Below are 16,512 nucleotides of genomic sequence, written 5' to 3' on the forward strand. Positions count from 1 at the left end.
CATGCAGGGACGTCGATTCATCAGTCTCAAGTGGAAGCTCCTGGGGGTGTTCGGGGGCCTGATCCTGCTCCTGCTGGCCACCTTCGCCCTGTTCAACCACTACAACCTGGAGCGCCAGTACCACGAGCAGCGGGTGGCGGAACAGACCCGGGCCCGGCATCAACTGGAGGGCCTGGTGGAGCAGTCCCGCACGGAACTGATCAACCTGGCGCAGCTGCTGCCCGCCTTGTCGGGGATCCGCGACGCCGTGCGCAGCGGCTCTCCGGGGGCCATCGGCGAGCGCTTCTCCCCCCTGTGGACCTCCCTGCAGGTGGATGCGGACCTGGCCCTGGCCGCCTTCTTCGACCGGGAGGGCCGGGTGTTGCACCAGGATCACCTCATCGCCTCCCCCTGCCAGGACTGCCAGGAGATCCGTGCGGCGGTGGCGCGGGTGCTGGAGCTTGAGCGCCCCGAGGTCTTCATCCACTGCCGCCGGAGCTGCCTGATCCATGCCGTGGCCCCCATCCTGGCCGACGGCGAGACCATCGGGGCCATGCTGGTGGGACGTTCCCTGGCCAACCTGGTGCTCACCTACCGCGGCATCTCGCGCATGGAGGTGGCCGTGCTCGCCGGGGATCCGGGGCGCGATGCCCCCCCGGACCTGAGGCCGTGGCATGAGGGGGGGGACGTGGTGGCCATCACCCATGGCGAGCGCACCCTGCCGCTGCTCAACGCCGCCGGCGGCGCCCTGGCGGCGGCCTTGGGGGAGCGCCTGCCCGTGCAGACGGCGGCGGGGCGGTTCGAACTCATGCCGATGCCCATGCCCGGGGAAACCCTGGGCCGGGGGCCGCTCACGGTGGTCTCCATCGCCGATGTCACCGGGGCCCGGCAGCGCATCGCGGCGGCCCGGTTGCAGAATGTCCTCATCGGGCTGGGGGGGCTGGGGGTCTTCGCCCTGCTGGTGATGGCCGTGAGCCATGCCCCCCTGTCGCGGCTGCGCCGTGTGGCCCGGCTGCTGCCGCTGCTGGCGGAGCGCCGCTTCCAGGAGGTGCGTAGCCATCTGCCTGCCGCGGCCCCCCAGCGGGCGGCGGATGAGCTGGCCCTGCTGGAACGCACCACCCTGGTGCTGGCGGACCGTCTGGAGCGGCTGGAGGCGGATGTGCAGCGCCAGAACCGTTCCCTCGCCGAGCGCATGCAGGAGCTGTCCGTGGAGCGGGAGCGCTATGCCCTGGCGGCCGCGGGGGCCAACGACGGGCTCTGGGACTGGAACCTGGAGACCAATCAGGTCTTCTACTCCCCCCGCTGGAAGGAGATGCTGGGCCTGGCGCCGGATGCCCCGGTGGAGGATCCCGCCGCCTGGTTCACGCGGGTGCACCCCGATGACCAATCCGCCCTGCAGCGCGCCCTGGAACGGCACCTGGAGGGCCAGCAGCCCTGGCTGGAGCATGAATACCGCATGCGTCTGGAGGGCAACGGCCATCGCTGGATGCGGGTACGGGGGCTGGCGGTGCGCCGTGAGGATGGCCTGGCCTACCGCATCGCCGGCTCCATGACCGACATCACCGAGCAGCGGCGCATCCAGGAGCAGCTGCGGCACGACGCCCTGCACGATGCCCTCACCGGTCTGCCCAACCGCACCCTGTTCCTGGACCGGCTGCGCCAGGCCATCTTCCGTACGCACCGCGCCGGTTACCGCTTTGCCGTACTCTTCCTCGACCTGGACGACTTCAAGACCATCAACGACAGCCTGGGACACCTCCAGGGGGACCGGGTGCTGGTGCAGGCGGCGCGGCGCCTGGAGGGGGTCTTGCGGCCGGGGGACACGGTGGCCCGCCTGGGCGGGGACGAGTTCAGCATCCTCCTGGAGGGGATCGTGGATACGGCCGAGGCCGAGGCCGTGGTGCGGCGGGTGCAGGAGGCCTTCGCCCGGCCCATCCGCACCCAGGAGCAGGACGTCTTCGTCCGCTTCAGCGTGGGCATCGCCACGGAATCGGGCGGGGATGCCTCCCCGGAGGATCTGCTGCGCAACGCCGACACCGCCATGTACCAGGCCAAGCGGCGCTCCCGGGGCGGCAGCGCCGTGTTCGATCTCTCCATGCACACCTCGGCGGTGCAGCGGCTCTCCCTGGAGACCTCCATGCGCCGCGCCCTGGATCAGGAGGCCTTCCAACTCCACTACCAGCCCATCGTCTGTCTGCAAAGCGGCCGCCTGGCGGGGTTCGAGGCCCTGGCTCGGTGGCCGCGGGTGGGGCAGAAGCCGGTCTCACCGGCGGATTTCATCCCCCTGGCGGAGCAGAACGGGCTCATCCTCCCCCTGGGGCGATGGGTCATCCAATCCGCCGTGGCCTGGGCCGCCCACTGGTACCACCACGGCGGGCAGGACCACATCCTGCCGGTGAACATCAATGTCTCCGGTCACCAGCTGGGCGACCCCGGTCTCATGGACGTGGTGACCGGGGCCCTGGAGGATCACGGCATCCCCGGCGCCTGCATCAAGGTGGAGTTCACCGAGAGCGCCATCATGGAGAATACCGAGCGGGCGCGGGCGTTCATGGAGGCCCTGAAGGCCCGGGGCATCGCCCTGTGCATCGATGACTTCGGTACGGGCTATTCCTCCCTGAGCCAGTTGCGGGACCTGCCCTTTGACGTGGTGAAGATCGACCGCTCCTTCGTGCGTCACCTGGGAGGGGCGGATCCGCGCCACGAGGCCATGCTGCGGGCCCTGGTCTCCATCATCCGCGCCCTGGACAAGTCCACCGTGGCGGAGGGTGTGGAGACCCGGGCCCAGGCCGCGCGGCTGCTGGAGCTGGGGTGTGACCTGGGACAGGGCTTTCTCTTCTCCCCGGCCCTGGCCCCCCAGGAGGCGGAGCGGCTGGTGGCGTCCTGGCAGGGGTTCGCCCCGGCGGGGGACGGGTCCCGTGGTGGGGAAGGTCCCGATCTGGGATGATGCGCGGCAGAGGATCGTCACCGCGCATCCAGCAACGGCCCCTTCGGGGCGAGGGAGGGGAATTGCACCATCAAAGGGGAACACCCACGCTGCAGGCCCGCCTGGCCGAACTCCAGGCGGAACACCGAGCCCTGGACGATGCCATCCTCCGGCTCATGGAGGGCCCCTTCGTGGATCAGCTGCGGCTCACCCGGCTCAAGAAGCGCAAGCTCCAGCTCAAGGACACCATCGCCCGTCTGGAGAGCCGCCTGATCCCGGATCTGGATGCGTGAGGTGATGTGCCCGGCACAGGGTCTGATGCCGAGCTGGGGCTCGGCGTTCCCAGGTGGCGGGCTGGGCCCTGGTGGTCCCGGGGGCGCTGGGAGCGCCAAGCCCCAGCTTGGCCCAGAGCATGGCTTCATCCATGCCGAGCTGGGGCTCGGCGTTCCCAGGTGGCGGGCTGAGGCCTGGTGGTCCCAGGGGGATTGCTGGGAGCGCCAAGCCCCAGCTTGGCCCAGAGCATGGTTTCATCCATGCCGAGCTGGGGCTCGGCGTTCCCAGGTGGCGGGCTGGGCCCTGGTGGTCCCGGGGGCGCTGGGAGCGCCAAGCCCCAGCTTGGCCCAGAGCATGGCTTCATCCATGCCGAGCTGGGGCTCGGCGTTCCCAGGTGGCGGGCTGGGCCCTGGTGGTCCCGGGGGGATCGCTGGGAGCGCCAAGCCCCAGCTTGGCCCAGAGCATGGTTTCATCCATGCCGAACTGGGGCTCGGCGTTCCTAGGCTGGGCCCTGGTGGTACCGGGGGGATCGCTGGGAGCGCCAAACCCCAGCTTGGCCCAGAGTGCACAGCTTCATCCATGCCGAGCTGGGGCTCGGCGTTCCCAGGTGGCGATCTGGGCGCACATCGGAGGGAAAAGGCCCTGCTACAAGGGTGATGCCGGGCGGGGCCCGGCATTCCCGGTATCAGCCCCAGGAGTCGTCGGTGATGCTGTCGTACCAGCCCTGGGCGTAGCGGGCCTCCAGGCGGCGCACGTAATCCGGGGCATCCGCGGGGCTCAGGCCGCCGGAGCCGGGGACCTTGCTGATCTCGCCCTCCTGGTAGCGGTATACCGCCGCCACGCTGATGCCGTAGTCGGGGGCCACCAGGCTGTAGCAGGTGTTCACCGTGGACAGGGCCAGCATGTCCTCACCGCTCATCTCGCGCACGATGGCCGCGGCGGCCGTCTTGCCCTGGGTGTTGGCCGAGTGCCCGGACTTGGGCATGGCCCCGGCGATGCTGGAGTCGCCGATGACGTAGATGTCCTCGTCCACCCGGGAGCGGAAGGTGAGCTGGTCCACGGGGCACCAGCCGCTGTCGTCCGTCAGGCCGGCCTCCTGGGCGATGCGGCCCGCCTTCTGGCTGGGGATCACGTTCAGCACGTCGGCGCGGTGGCGCGTGAAGCCGCTCTCGGTGAAGACCTCCCGGGTGTTCGCGTCGATGTGATCCACCAGGCCGCCCCCGGAGGCCGGTACCCATTCGATCATGTCGCCGTAGTACTTGCGCCAGCCATCCATGAACAGCCCCTGCTTGGAGAATCCCTCCTTGCGGTCCAGGATGAGTACCTTGGAGCGGGGCTTTTCGGCCTTGAAGTAATGGGCCACCAGGCTGGCGCGCTCGTAGGGCCCCGGGGGGCAGCGGTAGGGATTGCCCGGGGGCACGATGACGAACACCCCGCCATCCTCCATGGCCCGGAGTTGATCCCGCAGGATGCGCGTCTGTTCCCCGGCCTTCCAGGCATGGGGGATGTCCCCCTCCACCTCGGGGCCGTAGCCCTCCACGGTGTCGTAGCGGAACTCCATGCCGGGGGCCACCACCAGCTTCTCGTAGGGCAGGGATTCCCCGCCGGCCAGGCGCACCCGCTTGGCGTCGGCCTCGATGGCCACGACCCGGTCCTGCACCACGCGCACACCGTGCTGGTCCTGCAGGGCACCATAGGTCTGGGCGATGTCGTCCATGCCGATCATGCCCCCCAGCACCCAGTTGGAGGCGAAGCAGGTGTAGTACGTGGCGGCGGGTTCCACCAGGGTGACCCGCAGGCTGGGGTCGAAGCGGCGCAGGTACTTGGCCGCCGTGGCGCCGCCGGGGCCGCCCCCGATCACCACCACGTCGGTGCGCTGGCGCGGGCCTTGCGGCGCGGTGCCGCAGGCGGACAGGGCGGCGGCGGCACCGCCAGCGCCCACGGCGCGAATGAAATCTCTGCGGTTGATCTTGAAATCCATGGGATCCGGGCCTCTGCAGGGGTTCTTGGTCTTGTCAAAGGGTGCTCAGGTATTCGGCCATCAGCCGGATCTCTTCGTCCGTGTAGCCGGTGGCGTGCCGGTCCATGACCGTGGCCGGCCGGGTGCCGTTCCGGAAGGCCTTGAGCTGGTGCATCATGATCTCCGGTGGATAGCCGTAGATGCTGGGCATGGCGCCGGGGCTGCGCCCGTCGGTGCCGTGGCAGGCGAAACAGGTGGTGGCCATCAGGGCACCGCGGGAGACATCGGCCTGGACCGCGGTGGTCATCCCCAGCGTCGCGGCGGCCAGGGTGAAGGTGGCGGCGAAAAGGTGCATGCGCTTCATGGGAGGCGGGGTCCTCTGGTTCAGCGGTTTGGGGATCCGAAAAGGGATACTGCCATAAACATATTCCGGCCTGTTAGGGATACGGCCCCGCGAGGGGTGCATGTTTTGCGTTAGATCAATATAACACCCATCTCCTGGGGGGGGATTCCCATGGCGGGTGGCACAGTGTAAAAGATAGCGACGAGCATCGGCCGCGCACCGGGTATGCCTCCGGACAGGGGAGCCCGCCCCCGGGACGGCGGAGCGTGACGCATCCCCGCGTGACCGCCGGGGTTTGCGGTATAGTGGCCACACCGCACCCAGGTGCCGGACACGGGACGTCCCCGGCGCGGGTGCGGCCTTCGCAGGGAACGCGACCCCACTTTCAGCGTGACCGAAAAGACCCATGTCCCAGGACCTCGATGCAAAGGCGGGCCGTATCCGGCGGCTGCAGGATCTCCCTCCGCTGCCCCAGGTGGCCCAGTCCCTGTTGCAGGAACTGGCCTCCGGCGACGGTCCCCTGGAGCGGCTGGCGGGGCTGATCAGCACCGAACCGGCGCTCACGGCGCGGCTGATCGGCGTGGCCAACAGCGCCTATTTCGGCGGGCGCCGCGAGGTGCACTCGGTGCAGGGGGCCATCTCCCGCCTGGGTCTGAATATGGTCCGCGGCCTGGCCCTGGGGTTGCTGATCAATGATCACTTCTCCCCGGCCCGCTGCCGCGCCCTGGACCTGGACCGCTACTGGTTCGTCTCCATGGCGGGGGCCCGCCTGGCGCGGGAGCTGGCACGCCACGTCCGCGCCGAGACCGTCTCCCCCGATCAGGCCTATCTGGCGGCCCTGTTGCGCCAACTGGGGCTGATCGTGCTCTGCGACCTGGAGCCGGAGGCCATGGGGCGCGTGCTGCAGCGGGCCGGCCAGGCCGATGCCGCAGGGCTGGCCCGCCGCACCCGCCGGGAGTTGGGGCTGGATCACCAGGACGCCGGCGGCATCCTCGCCCGGCGCTGGCACCTGCCGGCGGACGTGCCCGTGGTCATGGGCGGGTATGCCGATCCCGCCTACCACGGCGAGCACACCGCCATGGTGCAGATCATCGGCCTGTGCGACATGCTGGCCGAGACCCTCTACGACGAGACCCCGGCCTCGCCGTCCTCCGCCCTCCTCATGGGCCTGGAACTGGATGTCGAGCCCCTGTGGCGTGCCGTGGAGTCCTGCCAGACCCAGCGCGAGGCCATGGTCTCGGTCTGCCAGACCCTCACCCAGAGCCCCTGAGGTCCGTTATGGATCTGAAACCCTTTGCCGAGGCCTACCGGGAGACCAACCGGCGCCTGGTGCAGTTGCTGGATTTCCTCTCCGCCCTGCACCAGCTCTCGGAGGTGAATCCCGCCATGACCGACCGCCGGCGCATGCTCTCCAAGGCCCTGCAGGGCCTTTTGGAGAACCGGGACATGTGCCGCTGCTCGGTGTTCCTGCGGGAGGGGGATCGCCTGGTGAACGCGGCGGGCCTGAGCTGGGCGGAGCTGGTGGGGCCGGGGCGGGATAGCGAGGGCGGCCATGCCTTTGGCCTGGACGAGGGGATCCTGGGCCGGGCCCTGCAGACGGGGGAGGTGCAGTATTCCAGTGACTGTGCCAACGATCCGGCCTTCCTGGCCCTGCCCGGGGCGCAGGGGGCCTCCCGGGCGGGGAGCCTGATCTGCGTGCCCATCCCGGTGTCCGGCCAGGTCCTTGGGGTGCTCAACGTCTCCCATGCCGAGGCCCATGCCTTTGGCCCCGACGAGGAGCGCCTGCTCACCCTCTATGCCCATTTCCTCGGCCAGTTGCTGAGCCAGTGGCGCTACATGAACGAGCTGGAGGATCAGGTGCGCCAGCGCACCCGGGAGCTGGAGGCGGCCCTGGGGGAGTCCCGCGCCCTGCAGCAGCGCTTCCAGAGCCTGTCGGTGATGGACGAACTCACGGGGCTGCACAACCGCCGCTACTTCTTCGCCGAGGCCCGCATCCTGGTCGCCCGGGCCCTGCGTTCCGCGGAGCCCCTGGCGGTGGCGGTGCTGGACCTGGACTACTTCAAGCAGGTGAACGACCGTTTCGGCCATTCCGTGGGGGACCGGGTGCTGCGGGATGTGTCCCATCGCGTGCGTTCCCTCATCCGGGAGGGGGACATCCTCGCCCGCCTCGGCGGCGAGGAGTTCGTCCTGCTGTTACCCGCCACGGATCTGGAGGGGGCGGTGAAGCTGGGCAAGCGCATGCGCCAGGTGGTGGCGGATCTGCGCTGGTCCATCAAGGGCGAAGCCCTCAGCGTCACCACGAGCATCGGCCTTTGCGCCCTGTCCCTGGAGGCGCCGGCACAGCAGATGACACCGGACGAGGTGCTGGAGTCGCTGCTGGCCCGGGCCGATGCCGCCCTCTATACCAGCAAGGACGCGGGCCGCGACCGGCTGCGCATCTCCACCCTGGAGGTTCAGGCCGGGGGCTGAGGCGGCCGCGCCGCGAAGCGCCGGTAGCTCCACACGTACTGCTCCGGGCAGCGGCGAACGAGGGTCTCTACTGCCCGGTTCATTGCTGCCGCGGCGGTGTGCGGATCGGGATCGTAGAGGGCCTGTGGGGCAGGGACGCAGTGGTAACGGTAGCCCCGCCCCCGGGGCAGGCGCTCGGCGAAGGCGAACACCACCGGGATGCGCCGCGGACCCGCCAGCCGGGGCAGCAGGGTCATGGTGAGGGTGGGCTGGCCGAAGAAGGGGACGAACACCCCGCCGCCCCCCTTGGGGGTCTGGTCCGGCAGGAGCCCGACGATGCCCCCCTGCGCCAGGGCCTGGCGGATGCGCCGGATGCCGCTGCGGTCGGTGGGTACCAGATGGGCCCCCGTGGCCTGGCGCGCCGCGCGCAGGGGGGCGTCCAGGGCCTGCAGCCGCGGCGGCCGGTAGAGGCTGGTCATGGGGCCGAAGCCGGTGGCGTGGAGGCCGGCGAACTCCCAGCTGCCCAGGTGCGGGGAGACGAAGAAGGCCCCCCGGCCCTGGGCCAGGGCCGCCGTCAGGTGGTCCTCCCCCTCGCCCTGGCACAGCAGTCCACGGATGCGCCGGGGCCCGGCACGCCACAGCCAAGGTGCCTCCGTCAGGGCCTTGCCCGTCTCCATGAGGCTGCGCCGCGCCACTTGCCGCCGCCAGCGGGATGGCGTCTGGGGATAGCAGCGCTCCAGGTTGGCCAGGGAGATGCGGCGCATGCGTGTGGGCAGGATCCACGTGCACCAGCCGAGAAAGGCCCCCAGGGCGTGGTTCAGGGGCAACGGCAGCCGGGCCAGGAGGGCGAAGGTCACCCGCACCAGGGCCTGTGTCAGGGCCTGTGTCATGGGGTCTCCCCTCCTTGCGCCGGGGGGCGCTCCGCCTCCTCCAGATCCCCCGACATCAGGGGCATGAGGGTGCGCACCAGGCTCCTGAACAGGCGGGGATTGTGGCCCTCCTCCGCCGCCAGCAGGGCCTTCATGCGCGGGCGCATGGGCGCGCTGTCCCGGCCCCGGGCGGGGCAGTGCTCCGCCTGCACCGGGAGCCCGGCGCCCCGGGCGTAGTCCGCGATCTGGCGCTCACGGGCGTACACCAGGGGCCGGATCACCCGCAGGTCCCCCTCCTGGATGCGGTAGTGGGCCTTCATGGTCTTGAGCCGCCCCCCCTGGAACGCGCTCATGAGGAAGCTCTCCGCCAGGTCGTCCAGGTGCTGGCCCAGGGCCACCACGTTGTAGCCATGTTCCCGGGCGGTGGCGTAGATCAGGCCGCGGCGCATGCGTGAGCAGAAGGCGCAGTAGGCGTGGTTGTCCATGTGCTGCCGGGCCCGCTCCAGGATGGGCTCGCTCGCGTAGTGATAGGGGATCCCCAGGGTCTCCAGGTAGGGGATCAGGGCGCGCTTGTCCCCCAGGCCCGTCTGCGGGTCCACGGTGACGGCCCCCAGTTCGAAACGCACCGGGGCGCGGCGCTGGAAATAGCGCAGCAGGTGCAGCAGGACAAGGGAGTCCTTGCCTCCGGAGAGCCCCAGGAGCAGGCGGTCCCCGTCGCGGATCATGCGGAAATCCCCGATGGCCCGGCCCGCGGCACGGATGAGGGATCGGGGGGGCTGGGGGGTGTGTTCGGCGGCCATGGGCCGGGAAGATACCCAGCGGCCCGGGCGCGGACAAGCGACGGATAAAAAAAAACCCCCCGCCATCCCTGGCGAGGGGTGAGGTCATCCTGACAGGTGATTGAAGTTCCCGTCCTTGCAGTCCGGGTGGAGTCATTCCACGCCTGGCCGGGACGCGTCCCTCGTACCGGAGATCCAGGATCCCTGGCGGGTGCCTCGTGCACCACGGGGAATATGATTCCACAGGGCCGCGGGGCGGCAAACCGCCTGTGAGGTCCCTTTTCGGGGTGGTCGGCGGTTTTTTCTGTAGGGATTTTCCTACACGCCGCCTTTGCCCCTTCCCGGGTCCGGTTTTGCGATCTGTGCGCAGGATCCTGTGTCCCGTTCCTGTATCATGAAAATGCTGGGGCCACGCCCCCGAAAACCCGGCCACCGAAGGTGAGCATGTCCTCCGATCCCCTGTTTCCCGGCATCCGTCCCTACCGCAGTCAGCACCTGGACGTGGATGCCGTGCATCGCCTCTACGTGGAGGAGTGCGGCCATCCGGGCGGTCTGCCGGTGGTGTTCCTGCACGGCGGCCCCGGCGCCGGCTGTGATGCCTGGCACCGTCGCTTCTTCGACCCCAAGGACTGGCGCGTGGTGCTCTTCGACCAGCGCGGCTGTGGGCGTTCCACACCCCATGCCAGCCTGGAGGACAATACCACCTGGGATCTGGTGGCGGATATGGAGCGTATCCGCGAGGAACTGGGCATCCAGCGCTGGGTGCTGTTCGGGGGGTCATGGGGGTCCACCCTGGCCCTGGCCTACGCCCAGGCCCATCCCCAGCGGGTGCTGGGCCTGATCCTGCGGGGGGTCTTCCTCTGCCGCGACCGGGACATCGGCTGGTTCTACCGGGAGGGGGCCAACCGCCTCCTGCCGGATCACTGGCAGGACTTCCTCGCCCCCCTGCCCCCGGAGGAACGGGGCGACCCGGTGGCGGCCTACTACCGCCGGCTCACCGGGGCGGATGAACTGGGGCGCATGGCCGCGGCCCGGGCCTGGTCGGAATGGGAGGGGCGTGCCGCCACCCTGGTGCCCGATCCCTCCGTGATCTCCCATTTTCGCGATCCCTTCCTCTCCCTGAGTCTGGCCCGGGTGGAGAGCCACTATTTCGTTCACCGCGCCTTCCTGGAGCCGGACCAGCTCCTGCGCCAGGCCCACCGCCTGGCGGGCATCCCGGGGATCATCGTGCACGGCCGCTATGACCTCATCTGTCCGGTGGACCAGGCCCTGGCGCTGCACGCGGCCTGGCCGGATTCGCGGCTGCACATCGTCCCCGACGCCGGTCACTCCGCCGGGGAGCCCGGCATCACGGCGGCGCTGGTGGCGGCCGCCCGGGAGATGGCGGTGCGCCTCTCATGATCGGCCTGCTGCAGCGGGTCCGCCACGGCCGCGTGCAGGTGGACGGGGCGGTGACGGGGGAGATCGGCCCCGGGCTCCTGGTGTTGGTGGGGGTGGAGCGGGGGGATGGCCCGCCCCAGGGGGACCGTTTGTTGCAGCGGCTGCTGGATTACCGTGTCTTCGAGGACGGGGACGGGCGCATGAACCGCTCCCTGCGGGATACCGGCGGGGGGCTGCTGCTGGTGCCCCAGTTCACCCTGGCCGCCGACACCCGCAAGGGCAACCGCCCCAGCTTCACCCCGGCGGCCGCGCCAGAAGAGGGGCGGCGCCTGTTCGAGGCGCTGCTGGCCCGGGCGCGGGAGGCGTGGCCGCAGGTGGCTGCGGGGCGCTTCGGCGCCCATATGGAGGTGAGTCTGTGCAACGACGGCCCGGTGACCTTCTGGTTGCGGGTGCCGCCGCCGGGGTCGTGACCCCCCCGGGTGTAAGGCAGGCCTAGGGTCCGGGGCAACCCCGGTTGCTCTGGGGTTCCTCCACGGGGTGGGCCCCGGCCACCGCCTGCAACCCCTCCAGGTCATGGATGGTGATGAACTTGCGCTGCACCTGGATCAGCCCCAGGCTCTGGAAGCGGGTGAACAGGCGGCTGACCGTCTCCACCGCCAGGCCCAGGTAGTTGGCGATGTCGTTGCGGGACATGGTGAGGTTGAATTCCGTGCGCGAGAAGCCGCGCATCCCCAGGCGCGTGGAGATGCTCATGAGGAAGGCCGCCAGGCGGGCCTCGGAGGACTTCTTGCCCAGGAGCATCATGAAGTGCTCGTCGGTCTGGATCTCCCGGCTCATGATGCGAAAAAGCTGGTGCTGCAGGCCGGGGATGCGCACCGAGAGCTCCTCCAGGCGGTCGAAGGGGATCTCGCAGATGCTGGTGGTCTCCAGGGCCCGGGCGGCGCAGGGGTGCACGCCGTCACTGATGGCATCCAGCCCCAGCAACTCACCGGGCAGGTGGAAGCCCGTGATCTGCTCCTGGCCGTCGTCGGTGAGGGTGTAGGTCTTCACCGTGCCGGAGCGCACGGCGTAGATGGCATGGAGGGGTTCGCCCGGTCGGTAGAGGTGGTCGCGGCGCTGCAGCGGCTTGCGGCGGCTGATGATGCGCTCCAGCATCTGGAGCTCCTCGTCGCCGACCCCCAGGGGCAGGCACAGGTCATGCAGGCTGCAGCTCTTGCAGGCATGCTTGAGACTGCCAAGATCCAGGATCTTCGGGGCGGACATGCGTTTTCAACCACTCCTTGGGCGTTGAGCGGGCTGCCGCGGGGCGGTGGACGGATGCCGGGGCCTTGAACCGGATCTGCCCGCCCCGGCGAGGCCGTCCCGTTCTGCGGGGCCGGCCGCGCACTCAGCGCCGATGGACGAATCACACCGTTTCGGCACCTTACCCGAAGCCGGCGAGGGGAGACAAGAAGACCGTGATTTTGTTCCCCACCGCCCGCCCGGCGTTGTGATAAACTTTCCCGATGGACCGCACATGGCCTCAGCGATGACCCCCCGCAGCGCCCAGATCAGCAGAGACACCCTGGAGACCCGGATTCGGGTCCAGCTGGACCTGGACGGCACGGGCAGCGCACGGCTCGCCACCGGTGTGCCCTTCCTGGACCACATGCTGGACCAGGTGGCGCGCCATGGCGGCATGGACCTCTCCGTCTCCGCCGAGGGGGACCTGCACATCGATGCCCACCACACCGTGGAGGACATCGGCATCAGCCTGGGACAGGCCCTGGCCGCCGCCCTGGGGGAAAAGCAGGGCATCTGCCGCTATGGCCACGCCTATGTGCCCCTGGACGAGGCCCTCTCCCGCGCGGTGGTGGACTTCTCCGGCCGCCCCGGCCTGGAGTACCACGTGGACTTCCCCAGGGACCGTATCGGCGACTTCGAGGTGGAGTTGTTCGAGGAGTTCTTCCGCGGCTTCGTCAACCATGCCCGGGTCACCCTGCACCTGGATACCCTGCGCGGGCGCAACGCGCACCATGTGGCCGAGACCCTGTTCAAGGCATTCGGCCGCGCCCTGCGCATGGCCGCCGAGGCGGATCCGCGCATGGGCGGCATCACCCCCTCCACCAAGGGCACCCTCTGACGCCGTTGGCATGATCCCCGAAGGCCGTCCCCGATGAAGCACGTGGCAGTGGTCGATTACGGCATGGGCAACCTGCACTCGGTGGTCCGCGCCCTGGAACATGCCGCCCCCGCCGGGATGCGCGTGCACCTCACCGACCGCGCGGCGGACATCCTCGCGGCGGACCGGGTGGTCTTCCCCGGCCAGGGGGCGGCCCGGGACTGCATGGCGGCCCTGGGGGCGCGCGGCCTCGGGCCGGTGCTGCAGGAGGCGGCCGCCACCCGGCCCTTCCTGGGGATCTGCATGGGGCTGCAGGTGCTCATGGACGACAGCGATGAGAACGGCGGCACCCCCTGCCTGGGGCTCATCCCGGGGCATGTGCGCCGCTTCGACGACACCATGACCGATGCCCGCGGGGCGCGCCTGAAGATCCCCCACATGGGCTGGAACCAGGTGCACCAGACCCGGGATCATCCCCTCTGGGCGGGCATCCCCCAGGACAGCCGCTTCTATTTCGTGCACAGCTACTACGTGGTGCCCGACGACGAGGGTGTGGTGGCGGGTACCACCGACTACGGTCGTCCCTTCGCCTCGGCCCTGGCCGCGGGCCAGGTCTTCGCCATCCAGTGCCATCCGGAGAAGAGCGCCGCCCCGGGGCTGGCCCTGCTGGCCAACTTCATGCAATGGGACGGCGCCATCTGATGCTCAGTCAGGGGAATTGATCATGCTGGTGATTCCGGCCATCGACCTCAAAGAAGGCAAATGCGTACGCCTGCGCCAGGGGCGCATGGACGACTCCACCGTCTTCTCCGACGACCCGCTGGAGGTGGCGGGCCGCTGGGTGGAGGCGGGGGCCCGCCGCCTGCACCTGGTGGACCTGGACGGGGCCGTCTCCGGGCGGCCGCGCAACGCCGGCATCATCGGCCGCATCGTGGAGCAGTTCCCGGACCTGGCGGTACAGGTGGGCGGGGGCATCCGCGACGACGACACCGTGCAGGTCTACCTGGATGCCGGCGTGCAGTGGGTGATCATCGGCACCAAGGCGGTGACCGCCCCCCATTTCGTCAACGACCTGTGCCTGGAATTCCCCGGCCACATCATCGTCGGCCTGGACGCCCGCGACGGCAAGGTGGCCATCGACGGCTGGTCCAAGCTCTCCCACCACGAGGTCACCGACCTGGCGCGCCACTTCGAGCAGGACGGTGTTGCCGGCATCATCTTCACCGACATCTCCCGGGACGGCATGATGCAGGGGGTGAACGTGGACTCCACGGTGAACCTGGCGCGGGCGGTGAACGTGCCCGTGTTCGCCTCCGGCGGGGTCACCAGCATGGAGGACATCCGCCGCCTGTGCGCCGTGGCCGAGGAGGGCATCGCCGGGGCCATCGTCGGCCGCGCCCTCTACGAGGGCAGCATCGACCTGGCCGAGGCCCAGGCCCTGGCCGACGGATCCACGGGCTGACATGCTGGCCAAGCGCATCATTCCCTGCCTGGACGTGGACCGCGGCCGGGTGGTCAAGGGCACCAACTTCGTGGACATCCGCGACGCCGGCGACCCGGTGGAGGTGGCCCGGCGCTACGACGCCGAGGGCGCCGACGAGATCACCTTCCTGGACATCACCGCCAGTGCCGACGAGCGCGAGACCATCGTCCACGTGGTGGAGCAGGTGGCCGACCAGGTCTTCATCCCCCTCACCGTGGGCGGGGGCATCCGCCGCATGGAGGACATCCGCCGCCTGCTCAACGCCGGCGCGGACAAGGTCTCCATCAACACCGCCGCCGTATTTCATCCCGAGTTCGTGCGCGAGGCCGCCGAGCGGGTGGGTTCCCAGTGCATCGTCGTGGCCATCGACGCCAAGCGTGTCTCCGCCCCCGGCGAACCGGCCCGCTGGGAGATCTTCACCCACGGCGGGCGCAGGCCCACGGGCCTGGATGCCGTGGACTGGGCCCGGTACATGGAGGCCCTCGGCGCCGGCGAGATCCTGCTCACCAGCATGGACCGGGACGGGACCCGCGCGGGCTTCGACCTGGAACTCACCCGCGCCGTGGCCGACGCCGTGGGCGTGCCGGTGATCGCCTCCGGGGGCGTGGGCGGTCTCCAGCACCTGGTGGACGGGGTCACCGCGGGCCACGCCGACGCCGTCCTGGCCGCCAGCATCTTCCACTTCGGCGAGCACAGCATCGGTGAGGCCAAGCGCTTCATGGCCCGTCAGGGGGTGGAGGTGCGCCTCTGACCCCGCCTTGTGGGGACGCGCGCCCGGCCGATAGAATGCAGCCATGCCAACGGCCCGCCCGCGCGAGCGAAGATGACCCAAGACCCCCTCGACGAGATCCGATTCAATGACCAGGGCCTGGTGCCCGCCATCGCCCAGGAGCGGGGCAGCGGCCGTGTGCTCATGATGGCCTGGATGAACCGCGACGCCCTGCGCCGCACCCTGGAGCTGGGGGAGGCGGTGTACTGGTCCCGCTCCCGGGGCCGCCTCTGGCACAAGGGGGAATCCTCGGGGCACGTGCAGGTGGTGCATGACCTGCGCCTGGACTGCGACGGCGACGTGCTGCTGCTGGAGGTGGAGCAAAAGGGCGGCATCGCCTGCCACACCGGCCGCCACAGCTGCTTCTACCGCCGTCTGCAGGAGGGGGCCTGGGTGGCCGCCGATCCCGTACTGCGCGATCCCGAGGCCATCTATGGCCAGGAGGCGGCCCATGAGTGACCCCGTCCTGGCGCAGTTGGCGCAGGTCCTGGAGGCGCGCAAAGGGGCCGATCCCGAGGGTTCCTACGTGGCCAGCCTCTATGACCGCGGCCTGGACGTCATCCTCAAGAAGGTGGGCGAGGAGGCGGCGGAGACCCTGATCGCCGCCAAGAACGGCGACCCGGATCCGCTCATCCACGAGCTGGCCGATCTGTGGTTCCATACCCTGGTGCTGCTGGCCCACCAAGGCCTGGGCCCGGAACGGGTCCTGGCGGAACTGGAGCGGCGCTTCGGCCTCTCGGGCCTGGAGGAAAAGGCCCGCCGCGGGGGCTGACCCGCTCCCCGCTCACGCCCGCCCCCCGTTATCTGGTATAACCCCGGGTCGGGTTCCCGGAACGCGCGACCCCCACGCGGCACCCCAAGACATCCTCAGGAGGCAAGACATGGGTATCGGCGGCATCAGCATCTGGCAACTGCTCATCATCCTGGTCATCGTGGTCCTGCTGTTCGGCACCAAGAAGCTGCGCAACATGGGCGGTGACCTGGGCAGCGCCATCAAGAACTTCAAGCACTCCATGAAGGAAGGCGAGGCCGAGGGCGAGGACAAGGGCGACTCCGCCACGCAGGAGGCCACCCGGCCCCTGGAGGACCAGGGCGGGCGCGTCTTCGACGCCGAGGTGACCCGGGAGGAAGCGACCCGGAAACAGGCCACCGGGGATGCGCCGCGCCGGGACTGATCCCCGGCGGGCCTCCTCCTCCATCCC

At 70.0% G+C, this 16,512-nt stretch carries 18 protein-coding genes; 13 read left to right on the plus strand and 5 right to left on the minus strand.

The features are described from left to right. Window position 1 precedes the first annotated feature (1 nt). Both BM214_RS06480 and BM214_RS06485 read left to right on the plus strand, forming a co-directional pair. A complete protein-coding gene (locus tag BM214_RS06480) occupies window positions 2-2,926 on the plus strand; it encodes a bifunctional diguanylate cyclase/phosphodiesterase (protein WP_090484705.1) in 2,925 nt (974 codons plus the stop codon). A 62-nt stretch (window positions 2,927-2,988) separates the two neighbouring features. Continuing rightward, the gene (locus BM214_RS06485) at window positions 2,989-3,198 is read left to right on the plus strand and encodes a YdcH family protein (RefSeq protein WP_244887872.1); all 210 of its coding nucleotides are present in this window, start codon (window positions 2,989-2,991) and stop codon (window positions 3,196-3,198) included. Window positions 3,199-3,863: 665 nt separating this feature from the next. Here BM214_RS06485 and BM214_RS06490 read toward each other — a convergent pair. Together BM214_RS06490 and BM214_RS06495 are read right to left on the minus strand one after the other, a co-directional pair. Continuing rightward, the gene (locus tag BM214_RS06490) at window positions 3,864-5,159 is read right to left on the minus strand and encodes an NAD(P)/FAD-dependent oxidoreductase (RefSeq protein WP_090484707.1); all 1,296 of its coding nucleotides are present in this window, start codon (window positions 5,157-5,159) and stop codon (window positions 3,864-3,866) included. Window positions 5,160-5,193: 34 nt separating this feature from the next. Next, entirely contained in the window at window positions 5,194-5,502 is a 309-nt protein-coding gene (locus BM214_RS06495; RefSeq protein ID WP_244887873.1) for a c-type cytochrome, read from the minus strand. 385 nt (window positions 5,503-5,887) lie between these two features. Between BM214_RS06495 and BM214_RS06500 the strand changes: the two genes are divergently transcribed. Then, window positions 5,888-6,751 (plus strand): HDOD domain-containing protein, encoded by an 864-nt coding sequence (locus BM214_RS06500; protein ID WP_090484709.1) that lies wholly within the window; start codon window positions 5,888-5,890, stop codon window positions 6,749-6,751. Window positions 6,752-6,759: 8 nt separating this feature from the next. After that, the gene (locus BM214_RS06505; RefSeq protein ID WP_090484712.1) at window positions 6,760-7,950 is read left to right on the plus strand and encodes a GGDEF domain-containing protein; all 1,191 of its coding nucleotides are present in this window, start codon (window positions 6,760-6,762) and stop codon (window positions 7,948-7,950) included. Here the strand turns inward: BM214_RS06505 and BM214_RS06510 are convergent. Next, the gene (locus tag BM214_RS06510) at window positions 7,935-8,819 is read right to left on the minus strand and encodes a lysophospholipid acyltransferase family protein (protein WP_090484713.1); all 885 of its coding nucleotides are present in this window, start codon (window positions 8,817-8,819) and stop codon (window positions 7,935-7,937) included. The genes BM214_RS06505 and BM214_RS06510 overlap by 16 nt on opposite strands. Continuing rightward, window positions 8,816-9,598 carry a PP-loop family protein gene (locus tag BM214_RS06515; RefSeq protein ID WP_090484715.1) on the minus strand — a complete coding sequence of 261 codons (783 nt, stop codon included), beginning with the start codon at window positions 9,596-9,598 and terminating at the stop codon, window positions 8,816-8,818. Before BM214_RS06515 ends, BM214_RS06510 begins: the two co-directional genes overlap by 4 nt. Window positions 9,599-10,021: 423 nt before the next feature. Between BM214_RS06515 and pip the strand changes: the two genes are divergently transcribed. Then, window positions 10,022-10,978, plus strand: coding sequence for a prolyl aminopeptidase (pip, locus tag BM214_RS06520; RefSeq protein WP_090484717.1), 957 nt, complete (start codon window positions 10,022-10,024; stop codon window positions 10,976-10,978). Next, a complete protein-coding gene (gene dtd, locus BM214_RS06525; protein WP_090484719.1) occupies window positions 10,975-11,427 on the plus strand; it encodes a D-aminoacyl-tRNA deacylase in 453 nt (150 codons plus the stop codon). Before pip ends, dtd begins: the two co-directional genes overlap by 4 nt. 22 nt (window positions 11,428-11,449) lie before the next feature. Here the strand turns inward: dtd and fnr are convergent, their stop codons facing one another. Further along, a complete protein-coding gene (fnr, locus tag BM214_RS06530) occupies window positions 11,450-12,220 on the minus strand; it encodes a fumarate/nitrate reduction transcriptional regulator Fnr (protein WP_177217603.1) in 771 nt (256 codons plus the stop codon). Window positions 12,221-12,485: 265 nt separating this feature from the next. Here fnr and hisB point away from each other — a divergent pair, with 265 nt between their 5' ends. The 7 genes from hisB (at window position 12,486) to tatA (ending at window position 16,485) form a co-directional block, all read left to right on the plus strand. Then, entirely contained in the window at window positions 12,486-13,079 is a 594-nt protein-coding gene (gene hisB, locus BM214_RS06535; protein WP_090484721.1) for an imidazoleglycerol-phosphate dehydratase HisB, read from the plus strand. Between the two features lie 33 nt (window positions 13,080-13,112). Continuing rightward, window positions 13,113-13,760, plus strand: a complete 648-nt coding sequence (hisH, locus tag BM214_RS06540) for an imidazole glycerol phosphate synthase subunit HisH (protein ID WP_090484723.1) — start codon at window positions 13,113-13,115, stop codon at window positions 13,758-13,760. Between the two features lie 22 nt (window positions 13,761-13,782). Then, window positions 13,783-14,520 carry a 1-(5-phosphoribosyl)-5-[(5-phosphoribosylamino)methylideneamino]imidazole-4-carboxamide isomerase gene (gene hisA / locus BM214_RS06545; protein WP_090484725.1) on the plus strand — a complete coding sequence of 246 codons (738 nt, stop codon included), beginning with the start codon at window positions 13,783-13,785 and terminating at the stop codon, window positions 14,518-14,520. Between the two features lies 1 nt (window position 14,521). Continuing rightward, window positions 14,522-15,292: an imidazole glycerol phosphate synthase subunit HisF gene (hisF, locus tag BM214_RS06550; RefSeq protein ID WP_090484728.1), complete on the plus strand. Its 771-nt coding sequence runs from the start codon at window positions 14,522-14,524 to the stop codon at window positions 15,290-15,292. 72 nt (window positions 15,293-15,364) lie between these two features. Next, window positions 15,365-15,769, plus strand: coding sequence for a phosphoribosyl-AMP cyclohydrolase (hisI, locus tag BM214_RS06555; RefSeq protein ID WP_090484730.1), 405 nt, complete (start codon window positions 15,365-15,367; stop codon window positions 15,767-15,769). Then, window positions 15,762-16,082 (plus strand): phosphoribosyl-ATP diphosphatase, encoded by a 321-nt coding sequence (locus BM214_RS06560; RefSeq protein ID WP_090484732.1) that lies wholly within the window; start codon window positions 15,762-15,764, stop codon window positions 16,080-16,082. Before hisI ends, BM214_RS06560 begins: the two co-directional genes overlap by 8 nt. A 109-nt stretch (window positions 16,083-16,191) precedes the next feature. Next, window positions 16,192-16,485, plus strand: coding sequence for a Sec-independent protein translocase subunit TatA (gene tatA, locus BM214_RS06565; protein ID WP_090484734.1), 294 nt, complete (start codon window positions 16,192-16,194; stop codon window positions 16,483-16,485). Window positions 16,486-16,512: the final 27 nt, after the last annotated feature.

The organism is Ectothiorhodospira mobilis (assembly GCF_900114895.1).
Lineage (GTDB): Bacteria > Pseudomonadota > Gammaproteobacteria > Ectothiorhodospirales > Ectothiorhodospiraceae > Ectothiorhodospira > Ectothiorhodospira mobilis_A.

What these genes read in the sequence shown, in the direction of transcription:
- BM214_RS06480 (WP_090484705.1), top strand. Translation starts at nt 2, where the DNA reads ATGCAGGGACGTCGATTCATCAGTCTCAAGTGGAAGCTCCTGGGGGTG.
- BM214_RS06490 (WP_090484707.1), bottom strand. Translation starts at nt 5,159, where the DNA reads ATGGATTTCAAGATCAACCGCAGAGATTTCATTCGCGCCGTGGGCGCT.
- BM214_RS06495 (WP_244887873.1), bottom strand. Translation starts at nt 5,502, where the DNA reads ATGAAGCGCATGCACCTTTTCGCCGCCACCTTCACCCTGGCCGCCGCG.
- BM214_RS06500 (WP_090484709.1), top strand. Translation starts at nt 5,888, where the DNA reads ATGTCCCAGGACCTCGATGCAAAGGCGGGCCGTATCCGGCGGCTGCAG.
- BM214_RS06505 (WP_090484712.1), top strand. Translation starts at nt 6,760, where the DNA reads ATGGATCTGAAACCCTTTGCCGAGGCCTACCGGGAGACCAACCGGCGC.
- BM214_RS06510 (WP_090484713.1), bottom strand. Translation starts at nt 8,819, where the DNA reads ATGACACAGGCCCTGACACAGGCCCTGGTGCGGGTGACCTTCGCCCTC.
- BM214_RS06515 (WP_090484715.1), bottom strand. Translation starts at nt 9,598, where the DNA reads ATGGCCGCCGAACACACCCCCCAGCCCCCCCGATCCCTCATCCGTGCC.
- pip (WP_090484717.1), top strand. Translation starts at nt 10,022, where the DNA reads ATGTCCTCCGATCCCCTGTTTCCCGGCATCCGTCCCTACCGCAGTCAG.
- dtd (WP_090484719.1), top strand. Translation starts at nt 10,975, where the DNA reads ATGATCGGCCTGCTGCAGCGGGTCCGCCACGGCCGCGTGCAGGTGGAC.
- fnr (WP_177217603.1), bottom strand. Translation starts at nt 12,220, where the DNA reads ATGTCCGCCCCGAAGATCCTGGATCTTGGCAGTCTCAAGCATGCCTGC.
- hisB (WP_090484721.1), top strand. Translation starts at nt 12,486, where the DNA reads ATGACCCCCCGCAGCGCCCAGATCAGCAGAGACACCCTGGAGACCCGG.
- hisH (WP_090484723.1), top strand. Translation starts at nt 13,113, where the DNA reads ATGAAGCACGTGGCAGTGGTCGATTACGGCATGGGCAACCTGCACTCG.
- hisA (WP_090484725.1), top strand. Translation starts at nt 13,783, where the DNA reads ATGCTGGTGATTCCGGCCATCGACCTCAAAGAAGGCAAATGCGTACGC.
- hisF (WP_090484728.1), top strand. Translation starts at nt 14,522, where the DNA reads ATGCTGGCCAAGCGCATCATTCCCTGCCTGGACGTGGACCGCGGCCGG.
- hisI (WP_090484730.1), top strand. Translation starts at nt 15,365, where the DNA reads ATGACCCAAGACCCCCTCGACGAGATCCGATTCAATGACCAGGGCCTG.
- BM214_RS06560 (WP_090484732.1), top strand. Translation starts at nt 15,762, where the DNA reads ATGAGTGACCCCGTCCTGGCGCAGTTGGCGCAGGTCCTGGAGGCGCGC.
- tatA (WP_090484734.1), top strand. Translation starts at nt 16,192, where the DNA reads ATGGGTATCGGCGGCATCAGCATCTGGCAACTGCTCATCATCCTGGTC.